We start from the raw sequence: 15108 nt of genomic DNA, 5'->3' as shown, positions 1-15108 counted from the left end.
GCCCGGCCTCAGAGGCGGAAGCGCCCCATCTGCCCGGCCAGGTCGTCGGCCAGCCGGCTGAGTGCCTGGCACTCCTCGCGGCAGCCGCGCACCTCGCCAGCGGTGGCACCGGCCAGGTCGGCGATGCCCTGCACGTTGCGGTTGATCTCCTCGGTGACCGAGGACTGCTCTTCGGTGGCCGCCGCCACCTGGTGGTTCATGTCGCTGATGGCCTCCACCTGGTCGGTGATCGCCGACAGCGACTGGCCGGTGCGCTGGCTGGCCTCGACGCCGGTGCCGGTGGCCGATTGCCCGGCGCGCATGGAGCTGACGGCCGTCTCCGCACCGCTCTTCAGGCGCTGGATCATCTGCTGGATCTCGTCGGTGGACGCCTGGGTGCGGCTGGCCAGGGTGCGCACCTCGTCGGCCACCACGGCGAAGCCGCGGCCCATTTCGCCGGCCCGCGCCGCTTCGATGGCAGCGTTCAATGCCAGCAGGTTGGTCTGCTCGGAAATGCCACGGATCACCGCCAGCACCTGGTCGATGGACGCCACCTGCTCGGCCAGCTCGGTGACCGCCGTGGCCGCCTCGCCGATCTCCCCGGACATGCGCTCGATGTGGCGGATGGAATCCCCCACCACCTGGCGCGCCTGCACCGCTTCGTCCCGCGCCTTCTGCGAGCTGAGCGCGGCGCTGCCGGCGTTGCGGGCGATCTCCTGCACGGTCAGGCCCATCTCGTGCACCGCCGTGGCCACCATGTCGGTCATCTCCTGCTGGCGGCCGGCGCGCTGGGCGGTGTTCTCCACCACGGTGGTCACCTGGCCGACCGCGTCGCGCAGGCTGCGGCTGGTGCCGAGCACGTCGGCGATCAGCCCGCGCTGGCTCTCCAGGAAGCGGTTGAAGCCCCGCGCCAGGTCGCCCAGCTCGTCGGCGCGGCTGTCGTCCAGGCGCCGGGTCAGGTCGCCACCGCCACCGCCGATCTCCACCAGCGCCGCCGTCACCTGGCGGATCGGCCGCACCAGCCCACGGGCCAGCAGCACCACCAGCAACAGCGAGAGCAGCGCCACGCCGATGCCCACCAGGCAGGTGGTGATCAGCGCCTGGCGCGCCTCGGCGTAGATCTCGCCCTCGGGCACCTCGCTCACCAGCACCCAGTCCACCGACTGCAGCGGCTGGGCCAGCGCCAGGAAGGGCTGACCGTCACGCTCGAAGCGCACCGCCTGGCCCTGGCCGCCCAGCAGCGCGCGGGCGGCGTCGCCGCTGGTCAGGTCGGCCAGGGTGCGGCTGTCGTTGTAGTCCGACTGCGGGTGGATCTTCACCTTGCCGTCGGCGCTGACCAGGTACACCCGCCCGCTCTTGCCGAAGCGGAAGTCGCGGATCATCGCCGACATCGCCCCCAGCCCGTAGCCCAGGCCCGCCACCCCCAGGGTGCGGCCACCGGCACTGACCCGCTGGTTGATGAACAGCGTCGGCTGGCGGGTGCTCTTGTCCACGTCGATGTCCAGCGAGCGCGGCTTGCCGCCATCGAGGAAGCCGTAGAACCAGGCGTTCTCCGCCGGCCCCCGGGTCAGGGTGCGGTCCAGGCCCTTGCCGGTGTAGTAGTGCCCGCTGTCCTGGCTGACCAGGAAGGTGACCAGGGCGTTGTGCTGCGCCTGCACGCCGCCCAGGTAACGCACGAAGTCCGCCTGACGTGCCGGGTCCTCGCCGGCGCCGAGCCAGTCATGGACCAGGCTGTTGTCCGCCAGGGAGCGCGCCGCCGTCAGCGGCTCGGCCAGCACCCGCTCCAGGTCGTTGCGGATGGCCAGGGTGCTCTTGGGCAACGCCTCGCCCACCAGGTAGCGGTCGCTCAGGCGGAAGACCACCGCCGAGTAGAGGCCGACCACGATGAGGATGCTCACCAGCAGGGCCGCGCCCATGCTGAGGATCAGCTGCCATTGGATACTGCGTTGCCAGAGGCGCATGGGCCTGTCTCCTGGGACTGGGTGGCTGAAAGGCACGCGACCGCCCTGCCCCGCCGGCACGCGCCGGCGAGCCGCCACGATCCGGGGCGGGCAGGTGGGGCTCCTGGGAGGGGCGAGGCGTTCGGACGTGCCTGTCCGGTTACGGGCCCGACCGCGCGCGAATGCACGGGGGCCGGGCGGGACGGCGGATTGTATACATGAAGCCGGACAATCCGGCAGCCCGCCCACCCTGTTTTCTCGACCGCGGGGTCAAGTTGCTTGAGCGGTGGCTAGTCGATCACTCGGAACTCCAGACGAGCGGTCGCCCCGGCCTCGTCCAGCAGGCTCAGCTGATGGCGCCCCACGTCACCGGGCCATGCGTCCAGGGCGCCGTGCGGGCTGCTCTCGCCCAGGGGCGCGCCGTCGAGGAACCACCAACGCCGGCCACTGCCCCCCAGGCTCGACAGGCGCACCCGCAGCGGGCCCGCGCTGGCTGCCGGGCGGCGCACCTGCTCGCCTTCGCGCAGGCCGACGATGGACAGCGGCGCGGCGCCGGGCAGCAGCACCGGCGGGCACGTCGGCGAGGGCGGCGGCAGGCGCCCGGCCAGGCGTTCGCGCCGGGGCAGCCAGGGTTCCAGCGGGGCGGGCCACAGCGCCACCTCGCGGGGCTGGGCGCCGGGGCAGCCCGGCGCGGTGCGCCGGCCCTGGGCGTCCACCCACCAGGTCTGGCGCAGGCCCAGGCCCAGCGGCTGGTCGGCCGCCAGCAGGGTCGGCGGGGTGGTGCCGTCGAGGGTCCAGGCCAGGCGCGGCCGGCGGCAGTTGGGGTCGTCCCGGGCAAGGGGCTGGCCGAGGGGCCAGCAGATCGCCGCGATGCCCACCGAGTCCGGGCGTGGGTCCGCCGGGGGCAGCACGCCGCGCTGGGCGTCGCGGTTGAGCAGCACGTCGTGCACCTGCATCAGCAGCGGCGCCGCAGAGGCCAGGCCGAACTGGCCCGGCACCGGGGTGCCGTCGGGGCGGCCGATCCACACGCCCACCAGGTAACGCGGCCCCACGCCCATGGCCCAGGCATCGCGGAAGCCGTAGCTGGTGCCGGTCTTCAGGGCCAGCAGCGGGCCCAGCGGCGCCGGGGCCTGGGGGTCCAGGTCCGGGCGGGACTGGCCGGCGAGGATGCGTCGCACGATCCACGCCGCTCCGGGGGACAGCAGGCGCCGCTCGCGCAGCCCCTCGTCCGGCTGCAGGCGCGGCGTGGCGGCACGGCCCTGGCGGGCCAGGGCGGCGTAGGCGCCCACCAGGTCCTCCAGCCGCGCCCCGGCGCCGCCCAGCACCAGCGCCAGGTTCGGCTCGGCGCCGGCCGGCAGCACCAGGGGCAGGCCGGCGCTGCGCAGCTCACCGGCGAAGCGCTTCGGCCCGTAGGCCTCCAGCAGCTGCACGGCCGGCAGGTTGAGGGAGGTGGCCAGGGCCTCGCTGGCCGCCACCGGCCCGCTGAAGCCGGAGGAGAAGTTGCCGGGGCGGTAGTCGCCGTAGCGGCGCGGCACGTCCTGCAGCAGCGATTCGGAATGGATCAGCCCGGCGTCCAGGGCCAGGCCATAGAGGAACGGCTTGAGGGTGGAGCCGGGGGAACGCAGCGAGGTGACCATGTCGACGTGGCCGAAGCGGCGGGCGTCGTCCAGCTCCACCGACCCCAGGTAGGCGCGCACCGCCATGCTCGGGTGCTCCACCACCAGGATCGCCGCCGAGGTGCGCTCCGGCAGCTTCGCCCGCCAGCCCAGCAGCAGGCTTTCCAGCCGCCGCTGCAGGGCGGCGTCGACGGTGGTGCGGATCAGCGGCGGGCTGCCCGGCCGGTTCAGCCGCCGCGCCAGCAGTGGCGCCAGGTTCGGCTCCTGGCGCGGCGCCAGCAGCACCGGCTCCTGCAGGGCTTCGTCCACCACCGCCTGGGGCCACACGCCGTAGTCGGCGAGGCGCTTGAGCACCTTGTCCCGCGCGGCGGTGGCGCGCTCGGGGTGGCGGTCCGGGCGCAAGCGGCTGGGGGCCTGGGGCAGCACTGCGAGCAAGGCGGCCTCGGCGCGGGTCAGCTGCGACGGCGGTTTACCGAGGTAGGCCCAGCTGGCCGCCGCGACCCCCTGCAGGGTGCCGCCGAAGGGTGCGCGGTCCAGGTAGAGGGTGAGGATCTGCGTCTTGGACAGGTGCCATTCCAGCTGCAGGGTGCGCCACAGCTGGCGCAGCTTGCCGGTGAAGGTCCGCGGGTGGGGGTCGAGCAGCCGCGCCACCTGCATCGACAGGGTGCTGCCGCCGGAGAGCACCCGGCCGCCGCTGAGGTTCTGCCAGGCGGCGCGCCCCAGGGCCAGCGGGTTGACCCCGGGGTGGCGGTAGAACCAGCGGTCCTCGTAGGTGAGCAATGCCTCCAGGTAATAGGGCGAGACCTGGTCCGGGCTCACCGGGTAGCGCCACACGCCGTCGGCGTCGGCGAAGCGCCACAGCGGGGTGCCGTCCTCGGCCAGCACCACCCGCGCGCGGTCGTCGGCCGGGAGTGGCAGCGGGAACAGGCGGTCGGCCAGCCACAGCAGCGCCAGCAGCAGGAGCGGCACGCTGATCCAGCGGCGCCGCGCCAGGCGGCGGGCGCCACGGTGGCAGGTGGAAAGCAACGACACGAACGGCACTCCAGGCAGCATCGGACAACGGCCGGCCCCGCCACCGCAAAGGGGTGGGGCCGGCCTTCAGGGCATCGCCAAGACCGGGGGCGAGGCCATCAGCGGTCGTGGATCACCATCACCTCCGGCGCATCCCCCAGGGCCTGCCACTGCGGCCGGTACATGGACTCCACCTGGGGCGGCGGCACGCGGTAGGTGCCGGGCGTCACGGCGCGGGCCAGGTAGAGCAGGTGCGTGGTGTCGTAGCCGCTGACGTCCACGGCGGCCACGTAGCGGTCGTCGCGGAACTCCTGGTGCTTGATGGCCGCCCCCTGCATGGACTCCTGCAGGCCGCGCACTTCCTGGCTGGCGTCCTGCAGGCTGGCGGCGCTGTGGGCCAGGTTCTGGTTCTCCGGCTCCAGGCCGGCGGGCAGCAGGTCCACCACCAGGGCGTCGGGGGTGCGCTCGCGGGCCTGCACACTGAGGTGCACCAGCACCAGCTGGCCGCTGCGCAGGTCGCGGATGTCCACGGGCGTGCCGTCCAGGCCCAGGTAGTCGCGCTGGATCGAGAGGTTCTCGCCGCCCGCCTTCGGTGCCTCCGTCGGGTAGCCGGACAGGGTCAGGCGCTGGTACAGCGGCGCCGGGCTGCGGCTGGTGAGGGTCAGCGGTTCGGCCAGGGCCTGCTCGTCGAGGCGCAGGTTGGCGTGGTCGCGGTCCAGGGTGCGGGCCTGCCCGGCGATGTCCAGGCTGGCCTGCCAGTCCGGCTCGGGCTTGCCGATCAGGTGGCGGCCGGCGAGGAACAGCGCGTTGCGCTCCTGGGTCGACAGCCAGTCACGGCCGGCCAGGCGATCCGACAGCGGGAACAGGCGGGCGTCGACCTGATCCGGCGCCAGGCCGCTTTCCTCCAGCAGGGCGAGGATCAGCGCCTCGTCCCGCAGGGTGCTGCCGTAGTCGGCGTACCAGCCGTCGCCACGCACGGCCTGGGCCGCCAGCCCGGCCTCCAGCGCCTGGTCGGCGCGGGGCTGGTCGCCCATGGCCTTGAGGGCCACGGCCAGTTGCACCAGGGCCAGGCCCGAGCGCGATTCGGCACGCCGCTCGAACAGGCTGCGCAGGGCACCGAGGGGTGCCTGCTGGGTGCGGGCCAGCACGTAGCCGGCGTAGGCCTGCACGGCGAAGCGGCTGTAGTCGCTGTTGTCGGTGTAGTTCACGTCGATCTGGTTGCGGTCCTGCAGGTAGCGCAGCAGGCGCTCGTTGGCCTTGGCGAGGGCGGCGGCGGGCACGTCGAAGCCCTGCTCGCGGGCGCGCTGGAGGAAGTCGGTGACGTAGGCGGTCAGCCAGGGTTCCTCGTCGCTCTCGTTGCTCCACAGGCCGAAGCTGCCGTTGAAGCGCTGCATGCCCAGCAGGCGCTCGATGCCGATGGCGATGGCCTTGCGCCGCTGCTCGTCGGGCTCGTCCTCCAGGCCCAGGCGCTGGCGGGTGGCGGCGTCGAGGTAGAGCGAGGCGTAGAGCCCGCTGGTGGTCTGCTCGGCGCAACCATAGGGGTAGGCGCGCAGGGCGCGGATGTGCTCGGCGATGTTCAGCGGCGGACGCGCGGACACCGACAGCCGGGCCTCGCGGCCGATGGTCTCGAAGGCCGCCAGGGTGCCGGCGGGTAGGCTCCAGCTGTCGCCCTTGAGCACCGCGCGGAAGCTGCGGGTCTGCGCCGGCCAGGCCGGGCGGATACCCAGGGTCCAATCACGGGTCAGCGGTGCCAGGGCCTCGCCGGGCAGGGCCAAGCCGTTGACCGTGACGCGGATGCTGCCCTGGCCGAAGCCACTGAGGGCGCGCACCGGCACCCGCAGGGTGGTGCGCTGGCCGTCGGCCAGTTGCAGCGGGGTGGTCTGCCCGGCGGGGGCCTCGGCGAGGCGCAGCAGGCCGTCGGCCTCCAGCTTCACGTCGAGGGCCTGGGGCTGGCCGGAGAGGTTGGTCAGGTCGAGGGCGACGCTGGTCTCGTCACCGCCTGCGAGGAAGCGCGGGGCGGCCAGTTCGGCCACCAGCGGCGCGGCCACCACGGTCTTGCCTTCGGCCATGCCGTAGCGTTCGTCAGTCCACACCTGGGCCATCAGCCGCAGCTCGCCGTTGAAGTCGGGGATGTCCAGGCTAACGTCGCCCTCCCCCTGCTCGTCGAGGGTCACCGGCACGCTCTGCAGGGCCACCAGGCGCACCTTGCTCGGCGGGCGCTTGCCACCGGCGGCGAGGCCGGCGTCACCGCCGAAGGCCAGGGAGGCGAGGCGCCCCTGGCCGGCTTCGATCAGTTGGCCGTACACGTCCAACTGGTCGGCGCCGTAGGCCTTGCGGCCGAACAGCGCGGCGAAGGGGTCGGGGGTGGCGTAGTCGGTGATGCTGAGGATGCCGGCGTCCACCGCCGCCACCAGCACATGGGCCTGGCGCGCCGGGGTGCCGTCGGCGTTCTTCGCTTGCACGTGCACCGCCAGGGGCTGGTTGGGGCGCATCTTCTCAGCGGCGCGCAGGGTCAGCGCCAGCTTGCGCGGGGCGCGCTCCAGGGGCAGGTGCAGCAGGCCGACGGCGCGCTTGGGGGTGACCCGCTCCTTGCGCTCGCCGGGGCGCACCACCAGGGCGCTGACGTAGAGGTCATGCCGGGCCCATTCGCGGCCCACCGGGACCTCGAAGGTGCGGCCTTCGGCGGGCACGTCGATGTTCTGCCACCACAGCGGGCCGTCGGCGGATTCCACCAGCAGGTAGCCGCTGCCGGCCGCCGGCGGGGTGACGCTGATGCGTGCCACGTCGCCTTCGTTGTAGGCGGGCTTGTCCAGCGCCAGCTTGACCTGGTCGGGGCGCACGGCGCCGCCCTCGGTGTTGTCCTGCCAGCGGTAGCCGGCCCAGAAGCGCAGGCTGCTGACCATCCCGGTCTGCGGGTCTTCCACCTCGACCCGGTAGGGGCCCCACTGCACGGGGAAGCTGACGCGGGTGGTGCCGTTGGCGGCGACGTCCACCAGGCGTTCGTCGCTGATGAGGAATTTCGCGTTGTAGTGGTAGTTCCAGCCGCCGTCGTCGTCGTAGCTCCAGTAGTAGTCGCGGCGCTCGCGCACCAGGCGCACCTTGACGCCCTGGGCAGCCAGCTTGTTGCCCTCGGGGTCGGCGATCAGCAGTTCCACCTCGGCCATGCCGTTCATGTCCACCTGGTCGTCGGTGAACACGCCGCGCAGGCCGGGCAGGCGGGCGGCGGGCCACACCGGCTGCTCCAGGCGCCGGGTGACGGGGCGACCGCCGGACTCCAGCAGGCTGGCCTGCAGGGTCAGCGACAGCGGCGAGCGGGCGCTGGCCCAGCGGCTTTCCAGCTCCAGGGCGCCCTTGCCGGCTTCGTCGAGCTTGACCTCGTCCAGCTCCACGTCCTGGCTCAGCTCCTCTTCGGTCACGGAGCCGAACTGGTAGCCGGGCAGTGCCTTCACCGCTTCGCGCAGCGGCCGCACGTAGAGCTGGCCGGTGAGGCGGTTGCCGGCAGCCGGGGCGCCGTAGAGGTAGCGCCCCTGCACCTGGAAGCGGGCGACGTCGCCGGGTTCCAGGGGCGTGTCGCTGCCCTTGATCTCCAGGGCCATGCGTTCGGGGAGGAAGTCCTCCACCTGGAATTCGTAGAGCTGCTTGTGGCCGTTGCCGAGGTCGATCAGCAATTGCCAGCGACCGGTGGGGGCGTCCCCCGAAAGGGCCAGCTGGTGCTGGTAGAGGCCGTTGGCGTCGGGGCTCCAGACGAAGCTCTGGCTGACCTGGTCGTCCGGGCGGCGCACTTCGACGTTCACCGGCTGGGGCGCCAGGGCGTGGCCGTCGCGGTCACGCAGCAGGGCGTTGAGCAGCACGGTCTCGCCGGGGCGGTAGAGGTCACGCGGGCCGAAGACGAAGAACTGCAGCGGTTGCTGGGCCGGCCCGGCGATGTCGAACTCGGACAGGTCCAGGGCCGGCGTGTCCAGGCGCAGCAGGCTGATCTGGTCGCCCTGGTGGCCCACCAGCACGCGGCCCTTGTCGGTCAGCGGCAGTTGCAGGTGGCCCTTGTCGTCGGTCTTGCCCTCGGCCAGCACGGTGCCTTCGGGGTCGAGCAATTGCAGGTTCACCTCGGCCTGGGGCTTGCCGCCCTCCAGGGCCTGGGCGAACACATCCAGGCGGCCGCCGAAGCGGTGGGCGGAGAGGCCGATGTCGCTCAGGGTGAACAGCGTGGCGGGGTTGCTGTAGCTGTAGCGGCCGGCGCGGCGCATCACCGCCAGGTACACGCCGGCCGGTTTCAGCGGCTCGATACCGGCGATGGGCAGCAGCAGGTTCTCGCGGGTGTTGGGCGCGGGCTTGAGGTCGAAGCGTCCGGAGTAGACCAGGTCGGCGGTGCGCAGCAGGGCGTCGCTGTCCCAGTAGCTCATCTGGCTGCGGCGGCCCCAGCGGGCGAGCAGCTTGGGCAGCTCGGCGGGGCGCACGCGGAAGAAGTCGACGTCCACAGCGTCGACGTTGAGGGCGATCACCGGCAGGCCTTCGGCAAGGCGGCTGGGCAGCAGCGAGCCCTGGCTGGCGAAGCCCACCGAGGGCTGCAGGTCGCGGGTGCGCAGCTGGCTGACGCTGGCGGAGGCCAGGCGGGCGTCGTTCACCCCGCGCAGGCCGGCGTCGATGGTCAGCTCCAGGTCACGCTTGGGCTGCAGGTGGCGCAGGCGCAGCTCCATGAGGTTGTCGTCCAGCTCCCAGGCGCCATCCACCTTGCCGCTGGCCTTGTCCACCAGGTGCAGGCGTTCGGCGAAGGGCTGCTCCGGGTCCAGCGGCACGGAGAAGGTCACCGACAGGGCGCTGGCGCCGTCGAGCTGGACTTCGGAGATGTCCACCACCTTCAGCTCGCGGCCGGCGTAGCGCTTGGCCAGCGCCGCGGTGTCCACCGGCGCGCGGGGCGCCTGGACCTGGGCAGCGGGTTCGGCGGCGGCCTTCTCGGCGGTGTGTTCGGGGGTGGAAGAATCGCAGGCGGCAAGCAGCCCCAGCGAGAGGGCCAGTAACAATCCTTTGTACGACGACATGGTGACTCCGGGGCGGGACGCGCGGCTGCGCGCGCGGCAACTATAGACGAGCCGTGATGCCAGTAAAGTCGCCGCCTTCACGCTTTGGACGGCGTACATGTTCCGCTTGGGTCTGCTCTCAATCCACGCAGGCAGTTCCCTCCAGTCGACGCCTCACGCGCTTGCGCCGCTATACTGTGCTGCCCTTGCGGAGCCCGAGAATGAGCCCGATTCGCGACGCCTGGCGGCACCGCCCCACCCACCGACGGGTGTGGGGACTGGCCGCACCGATGATCCTCTCCAACGTTTCCGTGCCCCTGGTGGCGCTGGTGGACAGCACAGTGGTGGGCCACCTGCCCCATGCCCACCAGCTGGGCGCCGTGGCGGTGGGCAGCATGCTCTACACGCTGATGATCGGCGTGCTCGGCTTCCTGCGCATGGGCACCACCGGCTTCGCTGCCCAGGCCGCCGGGCGGGCCGATGGCGGTGCGCTGCGCCAGGTGCTGCTGCAGGGCCTGCTGCTGGCCGGGGTCCTGGCGCTGGGCCTGGGGCTGCTGGCCCTGCCCTTCGGGCACCTGGCCCTGGGGCTGATGGCGCCCTCGGCGGAGCTGGACCAGCTGACCCGCGAATTCTTCCACCTGCGCCTGCTGGGGTTGCCGGCGGCCCTGGCCAACTACGCGCTGGTGGGCTGGTTCCTCGGCACCCAGAACGCCCGGGCGCCGCTGGCGATCCTGCTGGGGACCAACCTGGCGAACATCGCCCTGGCGCTGTGGTTCGTGCTCGGCCTGGACTGGGGCGTGGCCGGCGCGGCCAAGGCGGCGGTGACGGCCGAGTGGTTCGGCGCCCTGATCGGCCTGGCGCTGACCCGGGGCGCGCTGCGGCGCCACCCGGGGCGCATCGTGGCGGGTGCCTTGCGCCGCTGGGCCAGCTGGCGGCCGCTGCTGGCGGTGAACCGCGACATCTTCATCCGTTCCCTGGCGCTGCAGCTGGTGTTCTTCCTGCTCACGGTGCAGGGCGCGCGGCTGGGCGATGCCACGGTGGCGGCCAACGCGCTGCTGCTCAACGGCCTGCTGGTGACCGCCTATGCGCTGGACGGCCTGGCCCACGCGGTGGAGGCCCTGTGCGGCCACGCCATCGGCGCCGGCAACCGCGCGGAGCTGCGCCGGGCCCTGGTGGTGGCGGGGGGCTGGTCGCTGATCGCCAGCCTGGGCTTTGCGCTGTTCTTCCTGCTCGGCGGCGGGCTGTTCATCGACCTGCAGAGCGACATCGCCGAGGTGCGCGCGGTGGCCCACCGCTACCTGCCCTACCTGGCGCTGCTGCCGCTGGTGGCGGTGTGGAGCTACCTGCTGGACGGCCTGTTCATCGGCGCCACCCGCGCCCGCGAGATGCGCAACGCGATGCTGCTGGCGGTGCTGCTGAGCCTGCCGCTGGGGCTGGCCCTGGCGGGCCTGGGCAACCACGGGCTGTGGCTGGCCTTCCTGGGCTTCATGGCGCTGCGCGGCCTCAGCCTGGCGGGCCTGGCCTGGCGCCTGCAGCGGCGCGACGCCTGGTTCGCGGGGGCGCCTGCGCCCTCGAACGCTTCCCCCTCCCCCGCACCCTGAAGGAGCCTGTCATGGCCGACGCGATCGCTGCCTACCTGCATTACCTGTCGATCTTCCTGCTGTTCGCGCTGCTGGTGCTGGAGCACCGCCTGTTCAAGCTGCCGCTGGACCTGGACCGGGCCCGCAGCCTGATGCGCATCGACATCGCCTACGGCATCACCGCCAGCCTGGTGCTGGCCACGGGGCTGGCGCGGGTGCTGTGGTTCGGCAAGGGCAGCGCCTACTACCTGCACAACAGCCTGTTCCACGCCAAGGTCGGGCTGTTCGTGCTGGTGGCGCTGCTCTCCACCTTCCCCACGGTGGTGTTCCTCGGCTGGCGCAACAGCGTCAAGGCCGGCCAGGTGCCGGTGCTGTCGCCGCGCACCGGCAAGCTGCTGGTGATCACCCTGCGCGCCGAGCTGACCCTGCTGCTGGTGCTGCCGCTGCTGGGCGCGCTGATGGCGCGGGGCTTCGGGGTGATCGGCTGAGCCCTTACAGGCGCATCCCCACGGCCAGCCGGTTGAAGGCGTTCATCAGGGCGCAGACGAAGCTGAGGTCGCTGATCTCGGTGTCGCTGAAATGCGCCTTGAGCGGCTCGTAGGCCGAGTCGGGGGCGCCGCTGCCTTCCAGCCGGGTCAGCGACTCGGCCCATTCCAGCGCGGCACGCTCGCGCTCGCTGTACAACCCGCTCACCCGCCAGCCGGCCAGGGCATCCAGGCGCGCCTGCTGCTCGCCGCCGGCGCGCAGGGCGCGGCTGTGCATCTCCAGGCAGAAGGCGCAGCCGTTGATCTGCGAGATGCGCAGGTACACCAGTTCGATCAGGGCGTTGCCCAGGGGGCTGTCCTGCAGGGCGTTCTTGGCGCTGAGCAGGCTTTGGTAGACACGGGGGGACAGTTCGCTGAACGGCAGTCTGAGTGCACTCATGGGAAAACTCCGATGGGGTTGAAGTAGGGGTGGGTGTCCAGCCGGGCGCGGATCTGCTGCTCGGCCTGGGCGACGGCTTCGGGGCCCTGGGCGAGCCCCTGGAGGTGGAAGAATTCGACGTGGTGCAGGCCGATCACCCCGAGGATGTGGCGCAGGTAGGGGGTGAGGAAGTCGGCCTGGCTGGCCCGCGCCCCCAGGTAGGTGCCGCCGGAGCTGATGACCACGAAGCAGGGCCGGTCTTCCAGCAGCCCTTCCTTGGTGCCGTTGCGCAGGGTGAAGGTGCGCTGGATGCGCACCACGTAGTCGAGCCAGAGCTTGAGGCAGGCCGGCACCATGTAGTTGTGCATGGGGGTGGCGATCAGCAGGTGGTCGGCGGCCTCCACTTCGCGCACCAGGGTTTCCGATACGGCGAAGGCGGGGTCGTCCTTCGCGGCGCGGGTCATCAGGGCGCGGGCGTAGTCGCCGGTCAGCGGCGGCAGCGGTTCGGCCACCAGGTCGCGCAGCTGCAAGTCGCTGCGCGGTTGCAGGCGCTCGGCCATCTCGCGGGCCAGTCGGCCACCGAGGGAGGCCTCGCCGTTGGGGCTGCAGTCGATGAGCAGGGTTCGGGGCATGGGGTCCTCCGGTCAGGTGAGAAAACGGCTGAAGTGCAGGCCGGTGGCGAGCAGGCCCTGGCGGAAGTAGAAACGCTGGGCCAGGGCATTGGCCAAGGCGGTGTCCAGCACCAGCTTGGCGCACCCGTCGGCGCGTGCCAGCCGTTCCACCTCCGCCAGCAGCGCGGCGCCGACGCCCTGGCTGCGGGCGCCTTCGGCGGTGACCAGGTCGTCGACGTAGACGAAGCGGTCGTGGATCAGGTTGTCCAGGGTGCGGTAGCCGGCCAGCCCCAGCAGGCGGCCGTCCTGGCTGGCGGCCAGCAGCCGGTAGCCCTGCTGGCGCTGCCGGGCGACACGCTGGACGAAGGCGTCGGCGTCGACCAGGCGCGGGCGCAGCTGGTGCATCAGGCCGAAGGCCGCGCGCAGGGCGGGTTCGTCCGCTTCGAGGTGGTGCAACTGCAGGGAGGCGTCGCTCATGGGGGCTGTCCGCTGGGTGGTTGGGCGCTACTCTAGGGCGCTCATGTCCCAGCCTACAGAGCCAAGATTCGAGGAAATGACCAGGCCATGACCACCCGCCCGTCGTTGGACCGCACCCTCGATACGCCGCTGTTCCTGCAGCTCTACCAACGCCTGCGCGAGGCCATCGAGCAGGGCCGCCTGGCGCCGGGGGCGCGGCTGCCCTCGCTGCGGGCACTTGCCAGCGAGCTGAACCTGGCGCGGGGCACGGTGGAGGCGGCGTACCAGATGCTGATCGGCGAGGGCTATGCGGAGGCCCACGGCCCGGCCGGCACGCGGGTGTCGCCACGCCTGGGCGGCAGCCTGCCGGAGCGCCCGGCCACGCCGGGGCCGGCCCGCACGGCGGCGCCAGCCGAGGCACCCCGGCTGGAGCCGTTCCAGCTTGGCCTGCCGGCCCTGGACGCCTTCCCCCGCAAGCTGTGGACGCGCCTGGTGCAACGCCACCTGCGGGCCCTGGCCGGCCCGGCGATGATGACGCCCGACCCGGTGGGCCACCGCCCGCTGCGGGAAAACCTGGCGGCGTACCTGGGGGTGTCCCGGGGGATCCGCTGCTCGCCCGAGCAGGTGTTCATCACCACCGGCCACCTCGCAAGCCTGGCGCTGGTGCAGCGCACGCTGATGCGCCCGGGGGACCGCATCTGGCTGGAGGACCCGGGCTATCACCACGCCCGCGAGATGCTCGCGGCGCTGCCGCTGGACTGCGTGCCGGTGCCGGTGGACGGCGAGGGGCTGGTGGTGGAGGCCGGTTGCCGGCGGGCCGCCGACGCGCGCTTCGCCCTGGTCACCCCGACCCACCAGAGCCCCACCGGGGTGGCGCTGTCCCTGCCCCGCCGCCTGGCCCTGCTGGACTGGGCGCGCCGGGCCGAGGCCTGGATCATCGAGGACGACTACGACAGCGAGTACCGCTACCACGGCCGCCCGCTGCCGGCGCTGAAGAGCCTGGACGAGGGCGGTCGGGTGCTCTACGCCGGGACCCTGAGCAAGGTGCTCTACCCCGGTCTGCGCATGGCCTACCTGGTGGTGCCGGCGGCGCAGGTGGAGGCCTTCCGCCACAGTGCGCGGCTGTTCCCCAGCGGCTGCCCGGAGCTGATGCAGGCGGCCCTGGCGGACTTCATCGAGCAGGGGCATTTCGCCCGCCACCTCAAGCGCATGCGCAGCCTTTATGCCGAGCGCCGCGCCCACACGCGGGAGGCGCTGCTGGCCGCGTTTGGCGAGGGCCTGCGGATCGACCAGCAGGCCGGCGGCATGCACCTGCTGGCCTACCTGGCGGACGGCCAGGACGACACCGCCATCGCCCAGCGCGCCCGCCAGGCGGGGCTGGCGGTGGTGCCGCTGTCGCGCTGGCGCCTGGAGAGCCGGGGCGCACCGGGGCTGGCGCTGGGCTTCACCAACATCGCCACCCCCGACGAGGCCCGGCACCTGGCCCAGCGGTTGCGGGCCGCCGTCGAAGAGACCGGGTAGACCGACCAACGAACACCCTACGGGGCGGCGGGACGGCTTGTTGGGTCGCCCCAAACTGATGCAGGCCTGTTCGATCGGTCAGCTCCGGCCGCCCATAACCGTGCAGCCCCCGCCCCTCCGCAAGTCGGAATTTGACCTCGAAACACCGATAACCCCTTGAAACATCGGGGCCTATCCCGATAATCCCGCGCCCGGGGAAGGCGTCGCGAAAAACTGGCTCCTTTCTTGCTCTGGCAGGCAAGCCTGACCAATCAGACAGCTTCCACACAGAGGGAAGCCAATAAAACCAGCACCAGGAGCCCATCCCGAATGAACCGTACCCTCTCCGCTCTCGCGCTCGCCGGCGGCCTGCTGACCGCTGGCCAAGCCTTGGCCGACGGTCCCCTGCTGTGGCAGAACAACAGCGTCACCTACCTCTACGGGCAAGACTTCAAGGTCAACCCCGAGATCCAGCAGACCTTCACCTTCGAGCACGC

General features: G+C 72.3%; 9 protein-coding genes and 1 pseudogene. 4 read left to right on the top strand and 6 right to left on the bottom strand.

All coding sequences use genetic code 11. The features are described 5' to 3' along the window. Positions 1-8 precede the first annotated feature (8 nt). The 3 genes from BM198_RS23020 to BM198_RS23010 all read right to left on the bottom strand — a co-directional run bounded on the left by BM198_RS23020 (position 9) and on the right by BM198_RS23010 (position 9582). Positions 9-1940 (bottom strand): methyl-accepting chemotaxis protein, encoded by a 1932-nt coding sequence (locus BM198_RS23020; protein WP_074972725.1) that lies wholly within the window; start codon positions 1938-1940, stop codon positions 9-11. Between the two features lie 269 nt (positions 1941-2209). Next, a complete protein-coding gene (pbpC, locus tag BM198_RS23015) occupies positions 2210-4528 on the bottom strand; it encodes a peptidoglycan glycosyltransferase PbpC (RefSeq protein ID WP_394328356.1) in 2319 nt (772 codons plus the stop codon). Between the two features lie 137 nt (positions 4529-4665). After that, positions 4666-9582, bottom strand: a complete 4917-nt coding sequence (locus tag BM198_RS23010; RefSeq protein WP_074972719.1) for an alpha-2-macroglobulin family protein — start codon at positions 9580-9582, stop codon at positions 4666-4668. Positions 9583-9782: 200 nt separating this feature from the next. Here BM198_RS23010 and BM198_RS23005 point away from each other — a divergent pair, with 200 nt between their 5' ends. Then, positions 9783-11162 (top strand): MATE family efflux transporter, encoded by a 1380-nt coding sequence (locus BM198_RS23005; RefSeq protein ID WP_074972717.1) that lies wholly within the window; start codon positions 9783-9785, stop codon positions 11160-11162. 11 nt (positions 11163-11173) lie between these two features. After that, entirely contained in the window at positions 11174-11629 is a 456-nt protein-coding gene (locus BM198_RS23000) for a DUF2214 family protein (RefSeq protein WP_044411196.1), read from the top strand. A gap of 4 nt (positions 11630-11633) precedes the next feature. Here BM198_RS23000 and BM198_RS22995 read toward each other — a convergent pair whose 3' ends face one another. From BM198_RS22995 to BM198_RS22985, 3 genes are read right to left on the bottom strand one after another with little or no spacing between them, the layout of a single operon-like run. Next, the gene (locus tag BM198_RS22995; RefSeq protein WP_044411193.1) at positions 11634-12065 is read right to left on the bottom strand and encodes a carboxymuconolactone decarboxylase family protein; all 432 of its coding nucleotides are present in this window, start codon (positions 12063-12065) and stop codon (positions 11634-11636) included. Continuing rightward, positions 12062-12676 (bottom strand): FMN-dependent NADH-azoreductase, encoded by a 615-nt coding sequence (locus BM198_RS22990; protein WP_044411190.1) that lies wholly within the window; start codon positions 12674-12676, stop codon positions 12062-12064. The genes BM198_RS22995 and BM198_RS22990 overlap by 4 nt, the downstream gene beginning before the upstream one ends. A 12-nt stretch (positions 12677-12688) precedes the next feature. Beyond that, positions 12689-13132 carry a GNAT family N-acetyltransferase gene (locus BM198_RS22985; RefSeq protein ID WP_074972715.1) on the bottom strand — a complete coding sequence of 148 codons (444 nt, stop codon included), beginning with the start codon at positions 13130-13132 and terminating at the stop codon, positions 12689-12691. Between the two features lie 87 nt (positions 13133-13219). Here BM198_RS22985 and pdxR point away from each other — a divergent pair, with 87 nt between their 5' ends. Continuing rightward, positions 13220-14632 carry a MocR-like pyridoxine biosynthesis transcription factor PdxR gene (gene pdxR, locus BM198_RS22980; RefSeq protein ID WP_074972713.1) on the top strand — a complete coding sequence of 471 codons (1413 nt, stop codon included), beginning with the start codon at positions 13220-13222 and terminating at the stop codon, positions 14630-14632. 309 nt (positions 14633-14941) lie between these two features. Next, positions 14942-15108: pseudogene (locus BM198_RS30560) on the top strand (outer membrane protein OmpK); the annotation flags it as partial.

The sequence above is a fragment of the Metapseudomonas otitidis genome (assembly GCF_900111835.1).
GTDB lineage: Bacteria > Pseudomonadota > Gammaproteobacteria > Pseudomonadales > Pseudomonadaceae > Metapseudomonas > Metapseudomonas otitidis.
This window is presented reverse-complemented; position numbering and strand designations above follow the sequence as displayed.

Bases quoted from the DNA above. Each gene is read 5' to 3' on its own strand.
- BM198_RS23010 (WP_074972719.1), bottom strand. From the start codon at position 9,582: ATGTCGTCGTACAAAGGATTGTTACTGGCCCTCTCGCTGGGGCTGCTT.
- pdxR (WP_074972713.1), top strand. From the start codon at position 13,220: ATGACCACCCGCCCGTCGTTGGACCGCACCCTCGATACGCCGCTGTTC.
- BM198_RS22985 (WP_074972715.1), bottom strand. From the start codon at position 13,132: ATGAGCGACGCCTCCCTGCAGTTGCACCACCTCGAAGCGGACGAACCC.
- BM198_RS23000 (WP_044411196.1), top strand. From the start codon at position 11,174: ATGGCCGACGCGATCGCTGCCTACCTGCATTACCTGTCGATCTTCCTG.
- BM198_RS22995 (WP_044411193.1), bottom strand. From the start codon at position 12,065: ATGAGTGCACTCAGACTGCCGTTCAGCGAACTGTCCCCCCGTGTCTAC.
- BM198_RS23005 (WP_074972717.1), top strand. From the start codon at position 9,783: ATGAGCCCGATTCGCGACGCCTGGCGGCACCGCCCCACCCACCGACGG.
- BM198_RS22990 (WP_044411190.1), bottom strand. From the start codon at position 12,676: ATGCCCCGAACCCTGCTCATCGACTGCAGCCCCAACGGCGAGGCCTCC.
- BM198_RS23020 (WP_074972725.1), bottom strand. From the start codon at position 1,940: ATGCGCCTCTGGCAACGCAGTATCCAATGGCAGCTGATCCTCAGCATG.